The sequence below is a fragment of the Serratia sp. CC22-02 genome (genome assembly GCF_900182895.1).
GTDB classification, from domain to species: domain Bacteria; phylum Pseudomonadota; class Gammaproteobacteria; order Enterobacterales; family Enterobacteriaceae; genus Serratia; species Serratia nevei.
Genome location: NZ_FXUD01000001.1, coordinates 215178 through 239255 on the forward strand (window position 1 = coordinate 215178; position 24078 = coordinate 239255).

Here is a 24078-nt window from a genome sequence, read left to right on the forward strand (position 1 = left end):
AAAGCCCCGCAGTGCGGGGCTTTTTTTTACTCGCGAGCCAGTTCGAACAGCCGCCGCGCCGCCGGGGTCAGCCCCAGCATGTGAATGCAGGCATGCACCATGCCCGGCAACCGTTCGCAGCGCACCGGCACGCCCGCCTCGCGCAGCCGCTGCGCATACTGCTCGGCCTCATCGCGCAGCGGATCGTATTCGCAGCTCAGGATGGTGGCCGGCGGTAACCCGCGCAGCGTGGCGGCGTGCAGCGGCTCGGCGCCGGGATCGCGCCGCTGGGCCAGATACTGCTGCCAACAAAATACCATCGCGTCGCGCGTCAGAAAGTGCCCCTCGGCAAACTCGCGATAGCTCGTCGTCGTCATCTCGCGGCTGAGCGCCGGGTACAGCAGCAGCTGGCGCTCGATGTGCGGGCCGCCGCGATCCCGCGCCAACAGCGCGACCGCCGCCGCCAGATTGCCCCCGGCGCTGTCGCCGCCCACCGCCAGGCGCTGCGCGTCGATCCCCAACTGCGGCGCCTGTTGCGCCACCCAGCAGAGCGCCTGGTAGACATCTTCCAGCGGCTGCGGAAACGGGTATTCCGGCGCCAGACGGTAGTCGACCGACAGGATCACCCGGCCGGTGGCGTTGGCCAGCGCCTGACAGGGCCGATCGTACAGCGCCAGCGAACCGAGGCACCAGCCGCCGCCGTGGGCGAACAGCATCGCCGGTTGCGCGTTCGCGCGGTTTTCCCCTGCCGGTAGATAAGTGCGCAGCGCAATCCTGTGTCCATCGGCGGCGACCACCGTATAGTCCCTGACGCCGCCGCTCGGCTCCGCCTCGCCCTGCAGCCGGCGTAAACCGGTTTCCGTGGCCACACGCATTTCCGCCAGCGACGCGGGGGGCGGCGCATCGGCCGACGCCGTCAAGAAGGCGGCGATGCGTTCATCGAGCGGCATGGGGTTCTCCTGCCAGGAACGGCGTAATCAGGGCAATAAATTCCTCATGGCACTCCTCAGTAATGAAATGCCCGCAGCCGGCGACCGTTTCGCCCCGCAGATCGTGCGCATTGCCCCGCAGCGTCGTCAGCGGCGCATTACCGGTCGCGTGCTCCGCCCCTACCGTCAACACCGGCATCGTCAGGGGCGTGGCGGCGCGCAGCCGGTTCTGCCGCACGGTCTCCGGGATCGCCCGGTAATAGTCGAATCCGGCGCGCAGGCCGCCCGGCGCCGAATAGGCGGTGATATACACCTGCGCCGCCACCCGATCGCGCCGATAGGACCAGCGATTGAAGATATAGCCAAGATACTCCTGCTCACGCCCCTGGGTCAGGGCCTCCGGCAAATCCGCCAGTTGGTTGAACATGAAATGCCACAGGAAGATGTTCTCCTCCGGCGCGACGAAAATTGGCGGCGGCGGCGCCAGCCCGGGGATCACCGCCTCCGTCAGCACCAGACGCTCCACCGCCTGCGGGAAATCGCTCGCCATGGCGTAGCCGATCCACATGCCGATGTCGTGGCCAACCAGTTGGTAACGTTCATGGCCCAGCTGCGCCATCATCGCGTGCAACGTCGCACCAACGTTGCCGGTGTCGTAGCCGCCAGCGGGCTTGTCAGAATCGCCGATGCCCGGCGGGTCGACGGCGATCGCCTGAAAACCGGCCGCCGCCAGCGCTTGCATCACATGGCGCCAGGTGTACCAGGTTTGCGGCCAGCCAGGGATCAGCAGCACCGGCCGCCCTTCACCGGCCACCACGCAGTGAAGGCGCCGGCCGTTGACCTGGAGATAGACGTGTTCCGCCGCGAGATCCGCCAACGTGACCTCGTTCTGTCGGTATTGCATGGGGTAACTCCCTGAAGGATTAGGCTCAGCGAATGCCGAGCAAGGCATTGATCTGCTGTGGGTTGACCGGCGCGCCGGCGAAATCGTCGAACACTTTGTCGGTGACGTGGATAATGCGATCGCGAATGAAGGCTGCGCCTTCGCGTGCGCCGTCCTGCGGGTTTTTCAGGCAACATTCCCACTCCAGCGCCGCCCAGCCCGAATAACCGTACTGCGTCAGGCGTGAAAAGATGCCGTTGAAATCGACCTGGCCGTCGCCCAGCGAGCGGAAGCGGCCGGCGCGATCGATCCAGGATTGATAGCCGCCGTAAATACCCTGCCGACCGGTCGGATTGAACTCGGCGTCCTTGACGTGGAACATGCCGATAACCTCTTTATAGATATCGATAAACTCCAGATAGTTGAGCTGCTGCAGCACCATATGGCTCGGGTCGAACAGCACCCGGCAGCGCGGATGGTGGCCGACGCGCTCATGAAATATTTCGAATGTCACGCCGTCGTGCAGATCCTCGCTCGGGTGAATTTCGTAACACAGGTTGATCCCCTGCTCGTCGCAGGCGTTAAGCACCGGCAGCCAGCGCCTGGCGAGTTCGTCGAACGCGGTATCGATCAGTCCTTCCGGACGCTGTGGGAACGGAAACAGATAGGGCCAGGCCAGCGAACCGGAAAAGGTGCCCAGTTCTCTGAGCCCGAGCCGCGCCGACGCCTTCACCGCCAACAGCATTTGCTGCCGCGCCCACTCGCCACGCGCCTGCGGATTGCCCTGTAGCGCCGGCGGCGCGAAGCTGTCAAACAGCGCATCGTAAGCCGGGTGTACCGCCATCAGCTGGCCGAAGATATGGCTGGTCAACTCGCTGACCACCAACCCCTGTTCCGCCAACATGCCGGTCAAATCATCGCAGTAGGTTTGGCTTTCCGCGGCGGTGGCCACGTCGAATAAACGCCGATCCCAGGCCGGGATCTGCAGCGCACTAAAGCCGGTCTGCGCCGCCCATTCGGCGATGGCGGGCAGGCTATTGAACGGCGCTGTCTCATCGCTGAACTGCGCGAGATGCAGGCTTGGACCTTTGAGGGTTTTCATCGTATACTCCTATTGGTTGTCGATTGACAAACAATAGGAGCAAAGCGCGATGACCGCAAGCGAAATTTATAAAGACATTGGTATTCCCGCCGATTTAAGCGATCCTATGTTGCTGAATGGCAGGTAAATTGGAGCAGCGAATGGCAGGCAGACCGCGCGAGTTCGACCGCGAACAGGCGCTCTTGAAGGCGCGAAACTTATTCTGGCGACAGGGTTACGAAGGCACCTCGATGTCGGATCTGGTGGCGGAATTGGGCATTGCTTCCGCACGCATCTACAAGGCGTTCGGCTCCAAAGAGCAGCTGTTCCGCGAGGCGATCGCCAGTTATGAAACCGAGGAAGGCGGCTTCGCCGATCGCGCCTTCGCGCAGGAAAGCGGCGTTCGCCCGGCGATCCAACGTATGCTGGAAGATGCCGTGCGGCTCTACAGCCGGCCGGATCTGCCGCAGGGTTGCATGGTGGTCTCCTCCGCCGCCAGCGTCAGTGCGGAGAACGACGGGCTCAAAACCTGGCTGGCTGAGCATCGGTTGCAGCGCACCCAGCAGATCGTCGAACGGCTGCGGCAGGCGGTGCAAGCCGGCGAACTGCCGGCCGGCACCGACGCCGACAGCCTGGGGGACTTTTTCGCCGTCTTCCTGCACGGCCTGTCGATTCAGGCGCGTGACGGCGTCACTGAAGCGCGACTGTTGGCGGCGGTAAAGGTGGCGCTCACCGCCCTGGGCGACGCTTAATCTTCGGGCAGATCGAAAATCACCAGCGTGCCTTCGCTGCCCGGCAACACGCGGTGCGGCACGCCGGCCGCGGCCTGATACAGCTGGCCGGCCTGCACCACAATCGTTTCCCCCGCCACCTGCAGCCGCAGCTGCCCGCGGATCACCAGCAGCCCTTCGCTGTAATCATGCACTTCATCCGCTATGCTGCGCTCATCCATGCGCAGCACTTTGATATTGGCCGCACCGACGCGGCCCAGCACGGTAGAACGCCAGGCCTCAGGCAGTTCGGCCGCCTGCAGGTTTAAATCGAACAGCATCGGTACCCCCCTGTGGTTATCGAACGTAGCGGCACTCTACGCCGACTGCGGCCGGCGTGGAAAGAATCCCGGGTTGTAGCTTATGCCCGCCCGGCCTATACCGGCACCCGGCGGCTGATCTCCACCACCTGATCGCTGGGCAGGTAATAATAATCCGTGACGTGCATGCCGTTGCGCACCATCAGCGCGAACAGGTTGCGCTGCCAGGACGGCATCCGGTCGCTCGCCTCGCGGCGCACCACGGTTTCATGGCCGAGATAGTAAGTCGCCTCGTCGAAGTTCAGGCCGCATTTTTGCGCTTCGACGTGCTGCAGCAGCTGCGGGATGTTCGGCCGCTCCATAAAGCCGTAGCTGGCCACGCCGCACCAAAACCCCGGCACCAGTTCGCGCATCACCAGGCGTTCGGCATTCGATACCCGCGGTTCATTGACGATGGCAATGGTCAGCGCCAGCACGTTGGCGTGCAGCGAGCCGTTGCGTTTGACGTGCCATTTCATTACCGGCGGCGTGCCCTGCAGGCTGCGGGTGAGAAAGACCGCGGTGCCCAGCACCCGCGGCACGGATTCACGCTGGATTTTCGCCAGGAAATCCGCGATCGGCACCGTCGTCTCGCCGAGGGTGCGCACGGCCGCCAGCACCCCGCGATGCCAGATCAGCATCACGGTATAGACCGCGGCGGCCAGCAGCAGCGGGATGTAACCGCCCTGCAACACCTTGGTCAGGTTGGCCGTCAGGAAGCTCAGATCGACCACGAAGAAACACCCCGCCACCAACAGGCTGGCGGCCAGCCCCCAGCGCCACACCTCGCGCATCGCGGTGGTCATGATCATGGTCAACGAAACGGCGATGCCGTAGGCGGCGGCCAGATTGTCCGAGGATTTGAAGAACACCGTCAGGAACAGCGTCACCACCATCAGCAGCCAGTTGATGGCGCCGATGTAGATCTGCCCGTAGCTTTCCTCGGTGGTTTGTTTAACCCGCAGCCGCGGCAGCCAACCCAGCTGGATTGCCTGGCGGGTCATCGAAAACGCGCCGCTGATGATCGCCTGGCTGGCGATGATCGTCGCCAGCGTGGCCAGGATCACCAGCGGGATCAGCAGCGCCGGCGGGCACAGGCGGAAGAAGATGTTCTGCGTGACGTCGGCGCCGGCCAAAATCAGCGCGGCCTGGCCGGCGTAGTTGAGCAACAGGCTGGGAAAAACGATGCCGAACCAGGCCAGCCAAATCGGCCGTTTGCCGAAGTGCCCCATGTCGGCGTACAGCGCTTCGGCGCCGGTGACGCACAGAAACACGCCGCCCAGCACCAGGAAACTGGTCAGCCCGTTCGAGAACAGAAAATGAATGCCGTACATCGGGTTCAGCGCCAGCAGCACCGCCGGGTGCTGGATGATGCCCCACACGCCCAGCGCGGCGATCGACAGGAACCACAGCGCCATGATCGGCCCGAACACGCGGCCGATACGTGCGGTACCCAGCGGCTGAATGGCGAACAGGCTGAGCAAAATCACTACCGCCGCCGGCAGAATGTAGGGCTGCGACGCCGGCAGCACGATATTCAGCCCCTCGAGGGCGGAGAGCACCGAGATGGCCGGCGTGATGGCGCCGTCGCCGTAGATCAACGCCGCGCCGAACAGGCCGGCGAACAGCACCAGCGGCCGGGATTTCCGCCTGCTGACCAGCAGCGACATCAGCGCCATGATGCCGCCCTCGCCGCGGTTGCCGATGCGCATGGCGAACATGGCGTATTTGAGCGAGGTGACGATCACCAGCGTCCAGAAAATCAGCGACAGCAGGCCAAGGATCACCGGCGCCGACGGCGCATCGCCGGAGAGAAACAGCACGGTTTTCAGGGTGTACAACGGGCTGGTGCCGATATCGCCGAACACCACGCCCAAAGCGCCCAGCGCCAACGGCGCCAGGCCGGTCTTGTTCGAGGTTTCCGTATCATTGCCGACAGACATCTGCTTGCTCCTTAGCCTTGCACAGTGAGTTGGAATTATTGTCACTTTATTGCCGCCGCGCCACTCGCTCGGCAGCGATAAGCATAACTTAACCGTCATCTTCACGGGTTACAGTATCGCCCGTTTGCGGCACAGAAACCGCCGCCGGTGAGCAACGGTTTAGAATCGCCCGCGCCGGATGGTCTATAGTCCTTATGCGATTGTCACTTTCTTGTTTGCGCCCGCCGTGGGAGAAGTGAAATGAACGTCCGGCTCAACACCCATGTTTCCGCCCGGCGCCTGCTGCCCAATGGCTGGGACGTCATCGCCTTTCCGCTGATCATCGGCCTGATCGCCATGATGGCCATCGGCCTGCATCAAACCCTGCAACCGATCGTCACGCTGAAAACGCAGGCGATATCGCTCGATCCCGCCAACCTGCCGGAATACGCCCTGCGCACCACGCTGCGCATGCTGGTGGCGATGGTGGCCGCGCTGGCGTTCTCGCTGGTCTACGGCACCCTGGCGGCCAAGAGCCGGCGCGCCGAAAAGGTGCTGGTGCCGATCCTCGATATCCTGCAGTCGGTGCCGGTACTCGGCTACATCTCTTTCACCGTCACCTTTTTCATCGCGCTGTTCCCCGGCCGGGTGCTCGGGGTCGAGCTGGCGGCGATGTTCGCCATCTTCACCAGCCAGGCGTGGAATATGACCTTCAGCTTCTACCAGTCGCTGCGCACCGTGCCGCGCGATCTGCAAGAAGTGGCGCACGGCTTCCATCTGAGTCCGTGGCAACGTTTCTGGAAGCTGGACGCGCCGTTCGCCATGCCGGGGCTGATCTGGAACATGATGATGTCGATGTCCGGCGGCTGGTTCTTTATCGTGGCGTCGGAAGCGATCACCGTCGGCAACAACACCTTTACGCTGCCGGGCATCGGCGCGTATCTCGCGCAGGCGATCCTCAGCAAGGATTTGCCCGCGATAGGTTGGGTGCTGCTCACCATGACGGTGGTGATCCTGGCCTACGATCAACTGCTGTTTCGGCCATTGGTGGCATGGGCGGATAAATTCCGCATGGAAACCACCCGCTCGGCGAGCGCCCCCACTTCCTGGCTGTTGAACCTGATGCGCCGCACGCGCCTGATCCACCTGCTGCTGACGCCGCTGGGCGCGCTGCTGGCCAAAACCGCGCGCCTGAAACTGAGCCTGCCCGCCCGGCCGTTGCGCCGCGGCAATAGCGCCCAACGGCAGCGGCGTTCGCGCACGATCGATCGGTGTTGGAGCGCCATCGTCATCCTGCTGACGCTGGCGATCACCTGGCGCGTCATTCTCTATGTGCAGACCGGCGTGACGCTCAATGACGTGGGCCATGTGATGGTGCTGGGGCTGATCACGCTGCTGCGCGTGGCGGTGCTGATCGCCCTGTCGTCGCTGATCTGGGTGCCGCTCGGCGTGCTGATCGGCTTGCGCCCGACGCTGGCCGGAAAGATCCAGCCGATCGCCCAGTTTCTGGCCGCGTTTCCGGCTAACCTGCTGTTCCCGGTGTTCGTCATCACCATCGTCCACTTCCGGCTGAACCCCGATATCTGGCTGTCGCCGCTGATCGTGTTGGGCACCCAGTGGTACATTCTGTTCAACGTGGTGGCCGGCGCCACCGCGTTGCCCAACGACTACCGCGAGGCCGCCGCCAATTTTCACATTCGCGGTTGGCAATGGTGGCGCCAGGTGATGCTGCCGGGCATCTTCCCCTATTACATCACCGGCGCCATCACCGCGTCGGGCGGCGCCTGGAACGCCAGCATCGTGGCGGAGTTCGTGCAATGGGGCAGCACCCAGGTGAAGGCACATGGGCTGGGTGCCTACATCGCCGAAACCACCGCCGCCGGCGATTTCCCCAAGATCATTTTGGGCATCGCCGTGATGTCACTGTTCGTTACGCTGTTCAACCGTCTGCTGTGGCGGCCGCTTTACGCCTACGCCGAATCCCGCTTCCGCATCGATTAAGGAGCCGTTCAGATGTCAGACCTTCACCCAACGCAGGCGACGCACTCGCCCGGCGAGGAAATTTTAGCGGTCAACGCGGTCAGCCATGGCTATGACAAGGCACATGGCGAGCTGCTGATCCTCGACGGGGTCAATCTGTCGCTGCGGGCGGGCGAGATCGTCGGGTTGCTGGGCCGCTCCGGCTCGGGCAAATCGACGCTGCTGCGCATCATCGCCGGCCTGGTTACCCCCACCGCCGGGACGGTGAACTACCTGGGGCAGCCGCTGAACGGCCCCGCCAAAGGCGTCGCCATGGTGTTTCAAACCTTCGCGCTGTTCCCCTGGCTGACGGTGCTGCAAAACGTTGAGGCCGGCCTCGAGGCGCTGGGCGTCGCCCCTGCCGAACGGCGCGAGCGGGCATTGGCGGCCATCGATCTTATCGGCCTGGACGGCTTCGAAAACGCCTACCCGCGCGAGCTTTCCGGCGGCATGCGCCAGCGCGTAGGCTTTGCGCGTGCGTTGGTGGTGGATCCTACGCTGCTGCTGATGGATGAGCCATTCTCGGCGCTGGATGTGTTGACCGCCGAAACGCTGCGTACCGACCTGCTGGATCTGTGGACCGAGGGGCGAATGCCGATCAAATCGGTGCTGATCGTCACGCACAACATCGAGGAAGCAGTCTTCATGTGCGATCGCATTCTGCTGCTCTCTTCCAACCCCGGCCGGGTGATCGCCGAAATCAAGGTGCCGTTCAGCCACCCGCGCAACCGGCTGGATCCGCAGTTCCGCCGCCTGGTGGACGATGTGTACGCCAAGATGACCGCCCGCCCGACCGACGGCAACGTCAAGAAAGGGCTGAAGCTCGGCACCCGGCTGCCGCACGTGTCCACCAACCTGATCGCCGGCCTGATCGAAACCCTGGCCGCCGCGCCCTATTTCGGCCGTGCCGACATGCCGGAGATCGCCCTCTCGCTGCATCTGGAGGTCGATGAGCTGTTCCCCATCGCCGAAGTGCTGCAGTCGCTGGGCTTCGCCGACGTGCGTGAAGGCGACATCTTCCTGACGCCGCCGGCGCGCGCCTTCGCCGACGGCGACGTTCAGGCGCGCAAAGTGCTGTTCGCGGAGCATCTGCTGCGCTATGTGCCGCTGGCCGCGCTGATCAAAAACGTGTTGGACGAGCGGCCGGGGCACCGCGCGCCGCGCGTGCGTTTCGAGCAGGAGCTGGAGGATTCGCTGTCGGACAGCGCCGCCAAAGAGACGCTGGATACGGTGATCAACTGGGGGCGTTACGGCGAAATCTTCTCCTACAACGATCAAACGGCGTTTTTCAGCCTGGAGGACGTCGAGTTTTAAGCGAGCCGGCGCTCATCGGCTTCGTGGCGCAGCCACTGCCGCAGGTTTTCACCCTCCTGCGACAGTTCGCTATCCAGGCGAGCGCACAGGTAATAATCCCGACCGTCGTCGATCGGCAGATCGAACATTTTGATCAACTCGCCGCTTTCAAGGTACTGGGCGATTAACGGCTCGCGCATCAATGCACACCCCAATCCCGCCTGCACCGCCGCCAGCGTCAGCAACCCGTCTTCGAACATCGGCCCGATGCTGCGCAGCGGGCGTTTAACGCCGGCCAGCTGAAACCATTGCATCCAGGTATTACGCTCCTCGTCATGCAGCAGCGGCAGCGCCGCCAGCTGATCCGGCGTATCGAGCAAACCGTGCAGTTTACTGAATGCCCGGCTGCACACCGGCACCATTTGGCCGGACATCAGCTTTTCGCTGCGATAGCCGGTCCACTGCCCAACCCCGAAGCGGATCGACAGATCGGCGGCGTCGCTCAGGTAATTGCGGTGGTTGGCGTAAACCACATTGATGTCGATATCCGGATTTTCGCGCAGAAAGCCGCGCAGCCGCGGAATGAACCAGCCCATGCCGAACAGCGGGATCAGGCTGATGGTGACCTGCCGCGACGCGGACTGCTCGCGAACGTGTTCGGTCGCCTGGCGCAGCACGTTAAACGCCGACCGGATCGAGCGGTAATATTCCCGCCCCTCGCCGCGCAGCACCAGATGGCGCCCCTGCCTTTCGGTCAACGGCATCTGCAAGAATGCCTCCAGCGTTTTCAGCTGATGGCTGACCGCCGAAGGCGAAATCATCAGCTCCTTCGCCGCCGCGCTGATGCTGCCCAGGCGCGCGATGGCCTCGAACGCCCGCACGGCGCGCAGCGGCGGATCGTTCGGCAACATCGGCAACGGCTCATCGTACTGTTCTGTTTTTTTCATATATCGATTGTTTTATGGAAAGTCAGGGAGAAGGTTTTATTTAATATACATAAAAATCAAAGCATTAAAATCACTCGTTTTTTGTATAAGAAAGTATTTTTCCGTATTTTACAATTTTTTTAAATTCTCTACTGTGAGCCTCCTGACTCATTATCTCCGGACTCTCCCTATGGATACGCTGGTACAGCAGACCGTCAACGGTTTGATGCTCGGCAGCATCTATGCGCTGATCGCGCTCGGCTACACCATGGTGTACGGCATCCTGCGCATCATCAACTTCGCGCATGGCGACGTGCTGATGGTCGGGGCGCTCAGCGCGCTGTCGGCGATCGGCGCGTTGCAGCATCATTTTCCCGCGTTACCGCCCTACGCCACGCTGCTGCTGGCGGCCCTGTTCGCCATGGCCGTCTGCGCCATCACCTCGATGGCGATCGAACGTCTGGCCTATCGCCGGTTGCGCAATGCACCGCGCCTGGCCCCGCTGATCAGCGGCATCGGCGTCTCGCTGCTGTTGCAAACCCTGGCGATGCTGATCTGGTCACGCAATCCCCTGATGTTTCCGCAGCTGTTGCCGATGACGCCCATCGCCCTGACCGCAGGCAGCGCCGAACATGCGCCGGCGGTGATCACCGGCACCGCGATCGTCACGCTGGCGGTGGCCGTGACGGTCATGGCCGGCCTCTGGCTGCTGGTCGAACACAGCCGTTTCGGCCGCGCCATGCGCGCCACGGCGGAAAACCCGCAGGTCGCCGGCCTGATGGGCATCAGTCCTGACCGCATCATCGTTCTGACCTTCGCGCTCGGCGGCGCGCTGGCGGCGGTAGCCGGCATCATGATGGCCAGCAACTACGGCAACGCCGGTTTCTCGATGGGCTTTTTGCCCGGCATCAAAGCCTTTACCGCCGCCGTGCTCGGCGGCATCGGCAACCTGCGCGGCGCGATGCTCGGCGGTTTGCTGCTGGGGCTGTTCGAATCGCTGGGCACCGGCTATCTCGGCGAGCTGACCGGCGGCGTATTCGGCAGCAACTACCAGGACGTATTCGCGTTTCTGGTGCTGATCGCCGTGCTGGTCTTCCGCCCCTCCGGGCTGTTGGGCGAACGCATCGCCACGCGCGCATAAGGACATCACGATGACCGTTTTAACTTCCTCGCTTCCTCTGGCCACGCCTCGGCGCGCCAGGCTGGGGCTGACGCTGTTCATTCTCGCCCTGCTGCTGGCACCCTGGGTGGCGGGCGCCGCCGGCGGCAACTACTGGGTGCGCGTCGTCGACTTCGCGCTGCTGTACCTGATGCTGGCGCTCGGGCTGAACATCGTGGTGGGCATGACCGGATTGCTGGACATGGGCTTTATCGCTTTTTACGCCGTTGGCGCCTATCTGGCCGCGCTGCTGTCGTCACCGCATCTGACGCAGCAGTTCCCGCTGCTGCTGCAGTGGTTCCCCGATGGGCTGCACCTGTCGATGCTGTGGCTGATCCCGCTGGCGGCGCTGCTGGCGGCGGCGTGCGGCATTCTGCTCGGCGCGCCGACGCTGCGGCTGCGCGGCGACTACCTGGCGATCGTCACGCTCGGTTTCGGCGAGATCGTGCGTATTTTGATGCGCAATCTCGACCGCCCGGTCAACCTCACCAACGGCCCCAAAGGCATTTCCGGCATCGACCCGGTCAGCCTGTTCGGGCTGAAGTTTTCCGGCATGCATGAGTGGTTCGGCGTGCGTTTCTCCGGCCTGTATCTCTATTACTACCTGTTCGCCGCGCTGCTGCTGGCGATCCTGTTTATCAGCCTGCGGCTGCAAAACTCGCGCATTGGCCGCGCGTGGACGGCGATCCGCGAAGACGAGGACGCCGCGCGGGCGATGGGCATCAACACCCGCAACTTCAAGCTACTGGCCTTTGCCATCGGCGCCACCTTCGGCGGCGTGGCCGGCGCGCTGTTCGCCGCGTTTCAGGGCTTCGTGTCGCCGGAATCGTTCACCCTGCAAGAGTCGATCGCCGTACTGGCGATGGTGGTGCTCGGCGGCATGGGGCACATCCCCGGCGTGATCCTGGGCGCGCTGCTGCTGGCCGCTCTGCCGGAGCTGCTGCGCAGCAGCATGGGGCCGCTGCAGCAGGCGCTGTTCGGCCAAGTGCTGATCGACCCGGAAATTATCCGCCAACTGTTTTACGGCCTGGCGCTGATCCTGGTGATGCTGTATCGCCCGGCGGGCCTGTGGCCGGCCCGCCACCTAAGAGGGAATGCCGCATGACGCCTTTGCTCGCTTTACACCACGTCAGCAAACGCTTCGGCGGCCTGACGGCGATGGATGACGTCAGCATGAGCATCCGCCAGGGGGAAATCTATGGCCTGATCGGGCCAAACGGCGCCGGTAAAACCACCTGCTTCAATCTGATCACCGGCCTGTACCGTGCCGACGAGGGCGAATTTCGCCTGCAGGGCCAGCGCTATAAGCCCCAGGCGATCGATAAAGTGGCGCAGGCCGGCATCGCCCGCACCTTCCAGAACCTGCGGCTGTTCAACGAAATGAGCGTGCTGGAAAACGTGATGGTCGGCTGCCACGTACGCACCCGCAACGGCCTGTGGGCGGCGATCGCCCGCCACCGCCGTGCCAGGGAGGAAGAACAGGCGGTACGCGATAAATCCCATGCGCTGCTGGAGTATGTCGGCATCGGCCAATTTGCCCATTACCGCGCCGGGGATCTCGCCTACGGCCACCAGCGCCGTCTGGAGATCGCCCGCGCGCTGGCGACCGAGCCCCGGCTGCTGGCGCTGGACGAACCGGCGGCCGGCATGAACGCCGGAGAAAAAGTGGCGCTGCGCGAGCTGCTGCTGCGCATTCGCGACAGCGGCAAAACGCTGCTGTTGATCGAACACGACGTCAAGCTGGTGATGGGTTTGTGCGATCGCCTGACGGTGCTGGATTACGGCAAAGCGATTGCCGAAGGCGAACCGGCGCAGGTTCGGCGTGAACCGGCGGTCATTCAGGCCTATCTGGGAGGCGGCGCGCATGTCTGAAGCCCTGCTGAGCGTTAAACGACTCAACGTGTCTTACGGCGGCATTCACGCGGTCAAAGGCATCGATTTTATGGTCAACGCCGGCGAGCAGGTCACGTTGATCGGCGCCAATGGCGCGGGCAAGACCTCCAGCCTGCGGGCGCTGACCGGCCTGCAGCCGTTCGAGGGCGACATCCTGTTCGACGGCCGTTCGATTCGCGGCGTGCCGCCGCACCGCTTGCTGCAACAGGGGCTGGTGATGGTGCCGGAAGGTCGTGGCATTTTCACCCGCCTGACGGTGCGAGAAAACCTGCAGCTGGGCGCCTATACGCGCCGTGACAAACCGGCGGTGCGGCACGATTTCGAGCGGGTATGCGCCACCTTCCCACGCCTGAACGAGCGCCTGCATCAACCGGCCGGGCTGCTTTCGGGCGGCGAGCAGCAGATGGTGGCGATGGGCCGCGCGCTGCTCAGCCGCCCGCGCCTGTTGATATTGGACGAACCGTCGATGGGGCTGGCGCCGATTGTGGTGGAGGCCATTTTTTCGGTCATCAAACAGTTGGCTCGTGACGGCGTCACGCTATTGCTGGTCGAGCAAAACGCCCGCCTGGCGCTGGAGTCTACCGATCGCGCCTATGTGTTGGACAGCGGCAGCCTGAGCCACAGCGGCCGCTCCGCCGCGATGCTGGACGATGAAAAAATCAAACAGATCTATTTGGGTGAATAACCGTTGCTACCTTTAACCGCACCAGGAGTATGACATGCAGCAGAACTTTCGCATCAAGCCGTTGGCGCTGGCCGCCGTAACGATGATCCTGAGCCTTCCGGCGCTGGCGGACGACACCGTGTTGATCGGCCTGGCCGGGCCGCTGACCGGCCCTTCCGCGCGCATCGGCAAAGATCTCGAAAACGGCGCGCGCCTGGCGATCGCCGACGCCAACGCGCAAAAGCCGACGCTGAACGGCAAACCGGTCACCTTCAAATTGCTGTCCGAGGACGATCAGTCCGATCCGCGCACCGCCGTGGCCGTCGCGCAGCGTTTGGTCGACGAAGGCGTCGCCGGCGTGGTCGGCCACTGGAACACCGGCACCAGCATCCCGGCGGCGCGCATCTACCACGACGCCGGCATCGCCCAGGTGGCGCCGGTCGCCACCGGCCACGGCTACACGCAACAAGGCTTTGACACCAGCTTCCGCGTGATGGGCCACGACGACGACGGCGGCAACTATGCCGGGCAGTATGCGGTGAAAACGCTGAAAGCCCAGCGCATCGCGGTGATCGACGATCGCACCGCCTTCGGCCAGGGCCTGGCGGACGAGTTCATCAAATCGCTGCAGGCCCAGGGCGTGCAGCCGGTCACCCGCGAGTACGTCGACGACAAGACCGTCGATTTCAGCGCCGTGCTGACCACCGTGCGCAGCAAAAACGCCGATCTGATCTTCTTCGGCGGCGTGGATTCCCAGGCGGCACCGCTGGCGCGCAAACTGAAACAGCTGGGCATGAACGCGCAGCTGATGGGCGCCGGCGGCTTTGTCAGCCAGACCTTCCTGACGCTGGCGCAGCGGGAAGGCGAAGGCGTGGTGGCACTGGAGCCCGGGCTGCCGCTGGAACAGATGCCGGGCGGCAAGGCGTTTGAACAAGCCTACCGCGATCGTTACCACACCCACATCGAACTGCATGCGCCCTTCGCCTACGACGCCACCCGGGTGCTGATCGCCGCCATCGAACAGGCCGGCTCGGCCAATCCGGCCGATTACCTGCCGAAACTGCGCGCCATACATTACCAGGGCGTGACCGGCGCCATTGCCTTCGATGCGCAGGGCAACCTGCAACAGCCGAGCTTCACCCTGTACCGGGTCGTGGACGGCAAATGGCAGCCGCAAACCGTGTTGGGCGGCGCCAAACCACAATAAATCAAGAGGAGCAAGGCGATGAGCTGTGCAAACAACGAATTGGGCATTTTGGCCCGCAGAAAGATCGAAGCGGAGATCATCAAACCGATCTACCAGATTCTGGTGCGTGAAATCGGCAAGGTGCGCGCTCAGGCGGTGATCGGCGAAGCCATCGAGAATGCCGCCATCGCGGCAGGCAAGCAGTTCGCCGCACAGGAGTCGAACGGCGCGGATCTGCGCAGCTTCGCCGCCTTGCAGTACCTGTGGGAAAAAGACGATGCGCTGCGCGTCGAGGTGATCAACCAGGACGAACAGCACTTCGACTATAACGTCACCCGCTGCCGCTATGCCGAGATGTATCACGAGATGGGGCTGGGGGAAATCGGCCACCTGCTCTCCTGCGCGCGCGACAGCCAGTTTATCGTCGGCTATGCCCCGGAAGTCGAGCTGCAGCGCAGCCAAACCATCATGTCCGGCGCCCCCTGCTGCGATTTCCGCTACACCGCCAAAACGCCGGGAGAAGAACAATGACGTATCGGGTCAACGGCGAGCGCCTGTGGCAAAGCCTGCACGCGATGGCGCAGTTCGGCGCCATCGCCGACAACGGCGTCACCCGCCTGGCGCTCAGCGAAGAGGACCGGCAGGCGCGCGATCAGCTGCGTCTCTGGGCACTGGAGGCCGGTTGCAGCGTGCGCGTCGATCGAATGGGCAACATGTTCCTGCGCCGTGAAGGTTCGCGGCCCGAGCTGGCGCCGGTGGTCACCGGTTCTCACGGCGACTCGCAGCCCCAGGGTGGCCGTTTCGACGGCATCTACGGCGTGCTGGCCGGGTTGGAGGTTATTCGCAGCCTTAACGATCGGCAGATCGTCACCGAACGCGCGATTGAAGTGATCAACTGGACCAATGAAGAAGGCGCGCGCTTCGCGCCGGCGATGATCGCCTCCGGGGTGTTCGCCGGGGTCTTCGACCTGGAATACGGCCTGTCGCGCCGCGACGAGCATGGCGTCAGCCTCGGCGAGGCGCTGGAACGCATCGGCTACGCCGGTGAGCATCCGGTGGGCGGCATGCCGACCCACGCCGCCTTCGAGCTGCACATCGAACAGGGGCCGATTCTGGAAGCGGAACACCTCGACATCGGCGTCGTGACCGCCGCACAAGGGCAGCGCTGGTACGAACTGGAGGTCGTCGGCTTCAGCGCCCATGCCGGCACCACGCCGATGGATCGCCGCCGCGACGCCCTGCTGGGCTTCACCGAGCTGGTGACGGCGGTCAACGGTATCGGCTGGGATTTCGCGCCCGATGCGCGCGCCACAGTGGGCATGGCACAAATCACCCCCAATTCACGCAACGTGGTGCCGGGCCGGGTCTTTTTCAGCGTCGAATTCCGTCATCCAGAGGAGGCAACCCTGGAGCAGATGGAGCAGCGCCTGCTGGCGGCGGTAAACCACGTCAACGGAGGCGGCCTGACCGCTCGCGCCGAGCGCATCTTTCAGTATCCTCCGATCGCTTTCGATCGGGGCTGCATCGACAGCGTACGCCACGCCGCACAAGCCTTGGGCTATCGCCATCGCGACATGATTTCCGGCGCCGGCCACGATGCCTGTTACCTTAATCGCGTCGCGCCGACCGCCATGATTTTCATTCCCTGCGTGGACGGTATCAGCCACAACGAACGGGAAGACATCACCCCCGCCTGGGCCGCCGCCGGTGCCGACGTCTTGCTGAACGCGCTGCTGGCACACGCCGACGCCTGAACCTCGCCCCGGTTTTTCGCCGGGGCAAAAAATATTCAACAAAACGGTTGAATATTAGCCTGCCTGTTCTATATTCAACCATATGGTTGAATTATCTTCCTCACAGCTGGACGCCATTTTTCATGCGCTGGCCGATCCGACCCGCCGCTCGATGTTACGCGCGCTGGCCGGCGGTGAACGCAGCATCGGCGAACTGGCCGCGCCGCTGCAAATGTCGTTCGCCGGCGCCTCCAAGCACGTGAAAGCACTGGAACATGCGGGCCTGGTGCAACGCACCGTGCAAGGAAGAAACCATATCTGCCGGCTCGAACCCGAGCCTATGGCGCAGGCCATGCACTGGCTGCAAACCTATGAACATTTCTGGACTGAACGGCTGGATGCGCTCGAACAGGCGCTGCTGCAGCCCGAACAGCTTCCTCCCAAGGAGTGAACCATGAATGATTACGGCATGATTATCGAACCCGGCACGCTGCGCATCCAGCGGCTGCTGCCCGGCCCCATCGAGCGGGTGTGGGCTTACCTGACCGAATCCGACAAGCGCGCCACCTGGCTGGCGGCCGGCGCCATGAAGTTGGAAAACGGCGCGCCGCTGGAGCTGGAGTTTCGCAACTCCGATTTGGCGGGCGAGCACGAACCACCGCCGGCCAAGTACAAACAGCACGGCGGCTGCGTCAGCAACCGCGGCCACATCACCTGCCTGTTTCCGCCGCGCCTGCTGAGCTTTACCTGGGCCGAACAGGATCAGGGCCGTCCTTCCGAGGTGACTTTCGAACTGACGGAACAGGGAAGCGCCGTGCTGCTGACGGTCACCCACCGGCGCTTGGCCAACCGCGACGAGATGCTCAGCGTCGCCGGCGGCTGGCACACCCATCTGGATATCCTGCTGGATCGCCTGCACGATCGGGCGCCGCAGCCGTTCTGGAGCACCCATGCCCGGCTGGAAGAAGAGTACCGCGCCCGCCTGTAATTACGTCTCGTCCCTGCGCCTGAACGCCAGATAACCGGCGATCAGCGTAAAACTGCCGACCAGCAACACCAGTAGGATAAAACCGTGGTGATTGCTGGCCAGCGGGATCCCCCCCACGTTCATGCCGAAGAAACCGGCGACGATATTGATCGGCAATGCCAGCACGGTAATCACCGTCAGCGTGTAGAGCGTGCGGTTGTTCTGCTCCATCAGCTTGGCGCCCAGCTCCTCCTGCAGCAGCCGGATCCGTTCGGTCAGGCTGGCGAGATCGTTCAACACCACGGTGAACTCTTCGGTAAACTGCCGCAGATCCTGCACCACTTCGCGGCTCAGCCAGGTCGGCGGCCGGTTCAACAGGCGAAACAGCGCGGCCGGCTCGGGCGCCAACAGGCGCTGAAAGCGTAATAACATGCGGCGCATGCGCCCCAGCTCGGCGCGGTTGCGTTTGACGCGGCGGGTCAGCAGACGATCCTCAATGGTATCGACATACTGGTTGGCCTGCCGCACCACCTGTTCCAGCACGTCCTCCTGCTCTTCCAGCAGGTGCGCCAGCAGTTCAGTGGACGAGGCCAGCTGCAGCGCCGTCAGGCGGCCGAGCAGCCGTTCAATGAGTCGCACCGGTTTGTGACGCACGGTGACCACCAGCCCACGGCAGCAATAGAGCCACAGCGTCGCCGTCTCCGGGTTACTGTCCTCGGGGTGGAAAATCACGTCGTTGAGCACGGCGAACAGATCGTCGCCCTGGCGCTCGATGCGCGTGGTATGGGAACCGTGACGAATCTCGTGAAAGAAAAAATCGGAAATGGCGAAATGATTTTTCAGCCACTTCTCCGCCGCCGCGTGGTTGAGATTGAGGTGCAACCAGATAAAACCGTCGCCGGGCGGCAACGCCTGGTAGGCCTGGCAAACCTGCTGCGAGTTCAGGCGCGCCGGCGGCTCACCGGAACGAAACGCATGGCCGTAGATCAGCCCGGTCACTTCATCATCGAAATCAAGCTTGTGCATCTTTTCCGCCAACCGTTGCACCATAACGCCTTATCCTGCCTTTCGCCGTTAACCCAGATCGTCCCCGCTGTTATAGCAATCTTTATCTATCGGCGTTAATGATTTTCAGCGTTCCCGATGATTAATATTTTCGTCATAAAAACGTCATCGCCATTCAACATCGTTTTCATCCCTTGCCCGCTCAGCGACCGCACAATGGCAACATGAATATAGAGACTGGTACCCTCCATCACGCAAGACATATTTATTTAAGGAACACGACCAATAAGGAGATAACGACAATGAATACGTTTATTACAGGCGGATGGAGCCAGTCTCTGACTGGCCAGCCTCTCAAAGAGTTCGATGTCATGATGTATGGCATGGTCACCAACCTTGATGGATTGACCACGGGCACATCAGCGCATCCAGGATGGAGCCCGGAAAAGCAAAACAAACCCGATACTCTCCCCGGTTTTAAAGGAAAGACGCTCTGGGTTTATGGCGGCGGCGGATGCTCCCCACAGCAAAAGCCGGCAAATGAGGATGAAGTGTTGAGGATCGTCGAAGCCACGGTAGACCGGGGCTGGGACGGCGTCGATTTTGATGACGAATGCAATATGAACACCGAACGGGTCATCGAAGCCATGAAACGGCTAAAAGAGGCCCGAAAAGAGACCAGCCTGGGTTTTATTGCCGGCTATTCCTACAATCATCCCAATACGGAAAATGGTAAAAAGCTCAACGAGAAAGTCAGAAAAATCATCCTGTCAGGCCAGTGCGATCGCTTTATTCATTACTGCTATGCCGCAGCGATGTGGAGCGATGACGATATTGTCGCCAATGTCATCCCGGCATTAAAACAATCGTTGGCCAACGGCGCCGAGAATAAAAAATGCATTCTGGCCCTGACGACCCGGGGATTGACCGACTGGAATTTAAATTACTTTATCGATCAGGTTCTGGATTTTAATCTTGGCGGATTGTTTATTTGGAATTACGCCAACCTGACGGATGAACATAATAAAATCATCAAAAACCGGCTAGGCAATTAACACGCCCCGCTTGCCCTCGCCTATCAAGAGACCGTCAAGGCGGCCACTTGATAGGCATTCAGACGTTACTCAATAAAACCCAGTTTGAACTGCGCCTTGCCCGCCAGCGAGGTCAGCTCAGGATCCTCCGGGTAGGTAGCCAGAAGCGGGAAAAAGACTGCGCCGCCGATAATGCTGCGGCTTTTTGAATCTGCCGGGCGCAGGCCCCAGATATTTTGGTACGTCATCGGGACACTCCGGCCGTTAATCGCCGCATTGCCGATATACAGCATGATATGGCCCGGAATGTAGACCAGCGTGGTGAACGGCTTGCCATGCTCCTTGAGATAGCGCAGCCGCTCATCCGTGTTCGCCTGACTGAGATCGACCACTCGGCTTGCCGCCTCTATCTGCGCGGCGGAATTCCTGGGAAGAAACACCCCGAAAGGCATCAACAGGCTGCGCAGTTCAGAAGAGCAGTCATTATTGAAGTTATCATTCCCCCAGCCGTAGGGCCTGCCGCTCATCGAACGCATCAGCGTGGCAAGATGGTCTGGCGTCATTCGCCACGGCATGGCGGCAAACTCCCCCTCCTTTAAATCGATCCGGCGAATTTGCGCGCGACCATCCTCCCGGCGTACCGGCACGGCGACGCTAAAAACGCCCTGCCGATGGCGGTAAAATGGCAGAACCGTGCCATGACGCGCCGTAAAATAAAACAGCTCCCCCTCTTGTACCGACACCGGCTGCTGAATGAATGCCCCCAAATTTTTCCCTGCCAGCGCCAGCCATTCGCTGACAAACCGCCGATCCGCCGCCGCGATATCTTCGCTATGCACCCAGCCGATCACCGTAGGCGATATGACGTATTTCCAGCGTTTATCGCGGCTTTCCGCCACAACGTATACCGGTGTACCGGGGCGGATAGAAGAGTCCTGCAAATTATCAAAGGGATAACCTTGCCCTGCCAGACGCGGATCGTCATAAGCCGGATCGTCTGTCGGCAACATCCTGACCAGCGTTTCCCTAATCGCAATACCTCTGGCCGAAGAATGATAAGCCTTGTCAATGCCGACAGACGCATTATTCCTGACCTGCTGTTTCCAGCGCTCAGCGTGAGCCCTGAAGTTTTCCCCCCAGGAAACGCTGTCATTTCCAAGATATTTATCCATTGCAGCATCACGGTGGCTTTCCGCTTCACGGCTCAAGACGGAAGCGATGTAATGCGGATTCCAGGGGGACTCCTCATTCGGCCCCATGCCAAAATAGTGGGATTTGAGGGCAGAAAAATGACGTTGCTGCGCAGCGTCATCCAGTACGGCGACCTGCCGCTGCGGGCCGGGAGGCAGCCATTTATCGACAGACTGCGAATAATTGTCCAACGGAAAAAGCGACTTGGTTGGATCGATAGGGGCAGACGCCGTAGCGTCGTGAGGTGGCGGTCTGACCGACGCGCTGTGGCAGGCCGACAGCAACAGCAAGAGAGTCAGGCACAGCGGTTTTATTCCATTAAGCATGCGTTATCCACTCCGTGACAGGTTAAAAAGCCCTCTTTATCCTGACCAGAAGCGATCGCAAATGATACTCAATAACACTATCGATTGACGCCCGGTTGAAGAACGACGAGCGAAAGCCCGTCTTCTGCCCTTCACATTTTCACCACGCCAGCAGGCGATCCAACGCCGCCACCGTCCCTTTACGGCCGTTAAACGCCGCCCGATACCAGACGGTGTCTTGTGCGGTGACTAACCGCTCGCTGACCCAGCTTTGCCGGGCCACTTCGCGCAACGCGCGCGCACCCTCGACGGATCGGTACACCAGCCAGGCGCCAAACAATGCGCCGGCCAAGGCGATCCACGGGCTCACCGCCGCCAGCTGCGCGATCAACAGCAGCAACAGCGCCATCTGCAGCACAACTTTCCCGGCGAAAGCGCGCAGAAAAAAGGCTCGCATCTGATTTTCCAGGGCAAAACAGGGATTGGTTAACACCTGGCGGGTTTCCTGTACCGGAATGCCCTGCACATAGACCATCCACTGCGAAGCCTGCCGGGGATTCATTGCCACGCCCTTTTCCACCCACTGATGCAACCGCATCGAAACGGCGACCGGCCAGGCAATCCCGAACAGCAGGCAGTAAAAAATCGCCGCGTTGACGCCACACAGCCCCAATCCGATCGCGGCCAGTACCGCCAGCAGAACCTTGCCGGAGTAAAACCAAAACGGCACCACCTGGTAATTCATAAAGTTCCCTCTTAAGTGAATTCGCAACCCCGCCAGATTACTCCTTTATCAAGGCGTTAAGCGCTGCGGAACAAAAAAATTTTCTCTCGCGCAGAACGCGATCCGGCTTCCGATCTTACGCCCCCAAACCTGCTACCCTGCGGGTTTGTTTTTTGACAGGAGTCTTCCATGCGCCAACGCATCATTGTCTGCCCGCTGATTGAAAACGATAACGCCTTCCTGCTGTGCAAGATGGCCGCGCACAAGGGCGTATTCCCCGGCCAGTGGGCGCTGTCCGGCGGCGGCGTCGAGCCGGGTGAGCAAATAGAACAGGCGCTGCGACGCGAAGTGCGCGAAGAGCTGGGCGCCGCGCTGATCCTCGACAGCATCACGCCCTGGACCTTCCGCGACGACGTGCGCATCAAAACCTACGCCGACGGCAGCCGCGAGCAAATCTATATGATTTACCTGATTTTCGACTGCCATGCCGCCAACCGCGACGTGACGATCAACGACGAGTTTGACGACTACGCCTGGGTGCCGCGCGAGCGCTTGGCGGAGTACGATCTGAACGAGGCCACCCGCTTCACGCTGCGGCAACGCGGGCTGCTGTAGCCGCTACTGCAATGGCACAACGCGTATCACTCTGCAATGAGGAGCGATAGCAGAACGATTGCTTTCCCGAGATACAGGGATACAACCGTGGGCAATTGCCTTCCTGTCCTGCATCGACAATGTTAATATACTGACGGGTAAATTTTAATAATGTGGTTTATGAATGAAAGCAATTACCATTGATCAATTTATAAAAAGAGAAAACAACAACCTTGATTTAATTAGGATTCTATGCGCTTATTTTGTTATTTATGCCCATGCCTTCGTCCTATCTCCATCAGAGGGCAGTAATGACATCTTATACAAAATAACCTTGCTGGGACATGTTTCATTCGGTGGGTTGGCCGTAAAAACCTTTTTCCTAATCAGCGGCCTACTCGTTACCAATAGTCTCCTTGTCAATGGCAAAATAATAAATTATGTTAGCTCACGCTTTCTCAGGGTTTTTCCAGCTTATGCGCTAACGGTCATCGTATCAGCACTCATCATTAGCCCTTGGTTAAGCACACTAAGTCTTTCCGATTATTTCATATCAAGTGACGTTTGGTCTTATGTCATTAAAACATTAAAACTTGATGTTCAGTACCATCTCCCCGGCGTCTTTAGCAACAATGCCACCAACGCCATAAACGGTTCTCTTTGGACTATTCCTATGGAAGCGAAGGCATATTCTTATTTGCTCTTAATATACCTGACAAGCCTTATCTTTGGCCCCTACAAGAAGCTATTTATCGCATTCATATCAATCGTCATACTCGTTGAGCCCTTTACGCCGTTAAAAGGTCATCTGATTGCGAAATCAGACAGCCCAAGCATCTATTTACTTTATCCTTTTTTTGCAATAGGTTGCCTTCTGGCAATACTGAAAGATCGGGTAACCACCCGCGACCTGTTGGCAATAGCCATTATCGCACTCATCGCTTTCTTTATCGTCAACGATGAGGTCGGCAAGACCGCGTTATTTTACGTTTTCGCCACTATGCTTCTATTATACTGCGCATCGACGTCCTATCTGAAAAAGTTTAAGATAAAAAATGACATCTCCTACGGCATTTATCTTTGGGCATTTCCAACACAGCAAGTCATCGCATCCGTATTTGTGGCATCGCCCTACATCAATATTGTACTGTCGATGATCATTTCAAGTGCTTTTGCCTATTTAAGCTTCAAATGGGTAGAAAGCCCGGCCATGACAATCAACAAAAGGCTGCAAAAAAATCACGTATCACTGCAAAGCGATCGTGTTTAAAGAAACTGCTCCTGGCAAGTTTATTAAACGAGTCAGGTTTTTCCACTCAGGTATTTCAGATACCTGAACCTCAGGTGTGCATCTAAAACCCAGTGTTGTTTACACCGAACGGCGTTCAACATTTCGTCGCTTAGGCATTATTCTGTTCTGCGCATATCCAAATCCGTTTTGGATCAATGGAATATCCTATCGCCAATCAGTATTAAGGCACGCGCCGCCCGCATGGTATTTGTCAGGCATATCTGATGAGGA

The 24078-nt window shown here is 60.8% G+C and carries 24 protein-coding genes; 15 read left to right on the forward strand and 9 right to left on the reverse strand.

Features of this window, described 5'->3' with window-relative positions:
- Positions 1–26: 26 nt before the first annotated feature.
- The 3 genes from QOL81_RS00965 to QOL81_RS00975 are packed head-to-tail and all read right to left on the reverse strand — an operon-like array spanning position 27 to position 2893.
- Complete coding sequence (locus QOL81_RS00965) at positions 27–929, reverse strand: alpha/beta hydrolase (RefSeq protein ID WP_060418761.1); 903 nt, start codon at positions 927–929, stop codon at positions 27–29.
- The gene (locus QOL81_RS00970; RefSeq protein WP_060418759.1) at positions 916–1812 is read right to left on the reverse strand and encodes an alpha/beta fold hydrolase; all 897 of its coding nucleotides are present in this window, start codon (positions 1810–1812) and stop codon (positions 916–918) included. Before QOL81_RS00970 ends, QOL81_RS00965 begins: the two co-directional genes overlap by 14 nt.
- 25 nt (positions 1813–1837) lie before the next feature.
- Complete coding sequence (locus QOL81_RS00975) at positions 1838–2893, reverse strand: sugar phosphate isomerase/epimerase family protein (RefSeq protein WP_283439575.1); 1056 nt, start codon at positions 2891–2893, stop codon at positions 1838–1840.
- A gap of 140 nt (positions 2894–3033) precedes the next feature.
- On the opposite strand from QOL81_RS00975, the gene QOL81_RS00980 reads away from it, so the two are divergent.
- Positions 3034–3624 carry a TetR/AcrR family transcriptional regulator gene (locus QOL81_RS00980; RefSeq protein WP_060418755.1) on the forward strand — a complete coding sequence of 197 codons (591 nt, stop codon included), beginning with the start codon at positions 3034–3036 and terminating at the stop codon, positions 3622–3624.
- Here QOL81_RS00980 and QOL81_RS00985 read toward each other — a convergent pair.
- Both QOL81_RS00985 and QOL81_RS00990 read right to left on the reverse strand, forming a co-directional pair.
- Complete coding sequence (locus QOL81_RS00985; protein ID WP_047730662.1) at positions 3621–3923, reverse strand: cupin domain-containing protein; 303 nt, start codon at positions 3921–3923, stop codon at positions 3621–3623. The two genes, QOL81_RS00980 and QOL81_RS00985, sit on opposite strands and share 4 nt — an antisense overlap.
- 95 nt (positions 3924–4018) lie before the next feature.
- Positions 4019–5884: a potassium transporter Kup gene (locus QOL81_RS00990; protein WP_283439576.1), complete on the reverse strand. Its 1866-nt coding sequence runs from the start codon at positions 5882–5884 to the stop codon at positions 4019–4021.
- A 240-nt stretch (positions 5885–6124) separates the two neighbouring features.
- Between QOL81_RS00990 and QOL81_RS00995 the strand changes: the two genes are divergently transcribed.
- Complete coding sequence (locus tag QOL81_RS00995; protein ID WP_283439577.1) at positions 6125–7864, forward strand: ABC transporter permease; 1740 nt, start codon at positions 6125–6127, stop codon at positions 7862–7864.
- Positions 7865–7876: 12 nt separating this feature from the next.
- Complete coding sequence (locus QOL81_RS01000) at positions 7877–9196, forward strand: ABC transporter ATP-binding protein (RefSeq protein WP_038880164.1); 1320 nt, start codon at positions 7877–7879, stop codon at positions 9194–9196.
- Here QOL81_RS01000 and QOL81_RS01005 read toward each other — a convergent pair.
- The gene (locus QOL81_RS01005) at positions 9193–10122 is read right to left on the reverse strand and encodes a LysR substrate-binding domain-containing protein (protein ID WP_283439578.1); all 930 of its coding nucleotides are present in this window, start codon (positions 10120–10122) and stop codon (positions 9193–9195) included. The two genes, QOL81_RS01000 and QOL81_RS01005, sit on opposite strands and share 4 nt — an antisense overlap.
- Before the next feature lie 169 nt (positions 10123–10291).
- On the opposite strand from QOL81_RS01005, the gene QOL81_RS01010 reads away from it, so the two are divergent.
- The 9 genes from QOL81_RS01010 to QOL81_RS01050 all read left to right on the forward strand — a co-directional run bounded on the left by QOL81_RS01010 (position 10292) and on the right by QOL81_RS01050 (position 17724).
- Positions 10292–11242: a branched-chain amino acid ABC transporter permease gene (locus QOL81_RS01010; protein WP_283439579.1), complete on the forward strand. Its 951-nt coding sequence runs from the start codon at positions 10292–10294 to the stop codon at positions 11240–11242.
- Between the two features lie 10 nt (positions 11243–11252).
- Positions 11253–12365 carry an ABC transporter permease subunit gene (locus tag QOL81_RS01015; RefSeq protein ID WP_060418741.1) on the forward strand — a complete coding sequence of 371 codons (1113 nt, stop codon included), beginning with the start codon at positions 11253–11255 and terminating at the stop codon, positions 12363–12365.
- Positions 12362–13132: an ABC transporter ATP-binding protein gene (locus tag QOL81_RS01020; RefSeq protein WP_060418738.1), complete on the forward strand. Its 771-nt coding sequence runs from the start codon at positions 12362–12364 to the stop codon at positions 13130–13132. Before QOL81_RS01015 ends, QOL81_RS01020 begins: the two co-directional genes overlap by 4 nt.
- Positions 13125–13838 (forward strand): ABC transporter ATP-binding protein, encoded by a 714-nt coding sequence (locus tag QOL81_RS01025; protein WP_141959310.1) that lies wholly within the window; start codon positions 13125–13127, stop codon positions 13836–13838. The genes QOL81_RS01020 and QOL81_RS01025 overlap by 8 nt, the downstream gene beginning before the upstream one ends.
- 82 nt (positions 13839–13920) lie before the next feature.
- Complete coding sequence (locus tag QOL81_RS01030) at positions 13921–15024, forward strand: branched-chain amino acid ABC transporter substrate-binding protein (RefSeq protein ID WP_369803927.1); 1104 nt, start codon at positions 13921–13923, stop codon at positions 15022–15024.
- 18 nt (positions 15025–15042) lie between these two features.
- The gene (locus QOL81_RS01035; RefSeq protein ID WP_060418733.1) at positions 15043–15534 is read left to right on the forward strand and encodes an L-2-amino-thiazoline-4-carboxylic acid hydrolase; all 492 of its coding nucleotides are present in this window, start codon (positions 15043–15045) and stop codon (positions 15532–15534) included.
- The gene (locus QOL81_RS01040) at positions 15531–16757 is read left to right on the forward strand and encodes a Zn-dependent hydrolase (RefSeq protein WP_060418730.1); all 1227 of its coding nucleotides are present in this window, start codon (positions 15531–15533) and stop codon (positions 16755–16757) included. The genes QOL81_RS01035 and QOL81_RS01040 overlap by 4 nt, the downstream gene beginning before the upstream one ends.
- An 82-nt stretch (positions 16758–16839) precedes the next feature.
- Complete coding sequence (locus QOL81_RS01045; RefSeq protein WP_004938187.1) at positions 16840–17187, forward strand: ArsR/SmtB family transcription factor; 348 nt, start codon at positions 16840–16842, stop codon at positions 17185–17187.
- 3 nt (positions 17188–17190) lie between these two features.
- Positions 17191–17724, forward strand: a complete 534-nt coding sequence (locus QOL81_RS01050) for an SRPBCC family protein (RefSeq protein ID WP_060418727.1) — start codon at positions 17191–17193, stop codon at positions 17722–17724.
- Here QOL81_RS01050 and QOL81_RS01055 read toward each other — a convergent pair whose 3' ends face one another.
- Positions 17725–18753, reverse strand: coding sequence for a transporter (locus QOL81_RS01055; RefSeq protein WP_060418723.1), 1029 nt, complete (start codon positions 18751–18753; stop codon positions 17725–17727).
- 257 nt (positions 18754–19010) lie between these two features.
- Here QOL81_RS01055 and QOL81_RS01060 point away from each other — a divergent pair, with 257 nt between their 5' ends.
- A complete protein-coding gene (locus QOL81_RS01060; protein ID WP_060418720.1) occupies positions 19011–19763 on the forward strand; it encodes a hypothetical protein in 753 nt (250 codons plus the stop codon).
- 65 nt (positions 19764–19828) lie between these two features.
- On the opposite strand, the gene QOL81_RS01065 is transcribed toward QOL81_RS01060, so the two are convergent.
- Together QOL81_RS01065 and QOL81_RS01070 are read right to left on the reverse strand one after the other, a co-directional pair.
- Positions 19829–21259: a C40 family peptidase gene (locus QOL81_RS01065; RefSeq protein WP_072265385.1), complete on the reverse strand. Its 1431-nt coding sequence runs from the start codon at positions 21257–21259 to the stop codon at positions 19829–19831.
- A gap of 139 nt (positions 21260–21398) precedes the next feature.
- Complete coding sequence (locus tag QOL81_RS01070; RefSeq protein WP_060418717.1) at positions 21399–21983, reverse strand: hypothetical protein; 585 nt, start codon at positions 21981–21983, stop codon at positions 21399–21401.
- Positions 21984–22151: 168 nt separating this feature from the next.
- Between QOL81_RS01070 and nudI the strand changes: the two genes are divergently transcribed.
- Both nudI and QOL81_RS01080 read left to right on the forward strand, forming a co-directional pair.
- Positions 22152–22577 (forward strand): nucleoside triphosphatase NudI, encoded by a 426-nt coding sequence (gene nudI / locus QOL81_RS01075; protein WP_060418714.1) that lies wholly within the window; start codon positions 22152–22154, stop codon positions 22575–22577.
- A 163-nt stretch (positions 22578–22740) separates the two neighbouring features.
- Positions 22741–23826, forward strand: coding sequence for an acyltransferase family protein (locus QOL81_RS01080; RefSeq protein WP_060418711.1), 1086 nt, complete (start codon positions 22741–22743; stop codon positions 23824–23826).
- Positions 23827–24078: the final 252 nt, after the last annotated feature.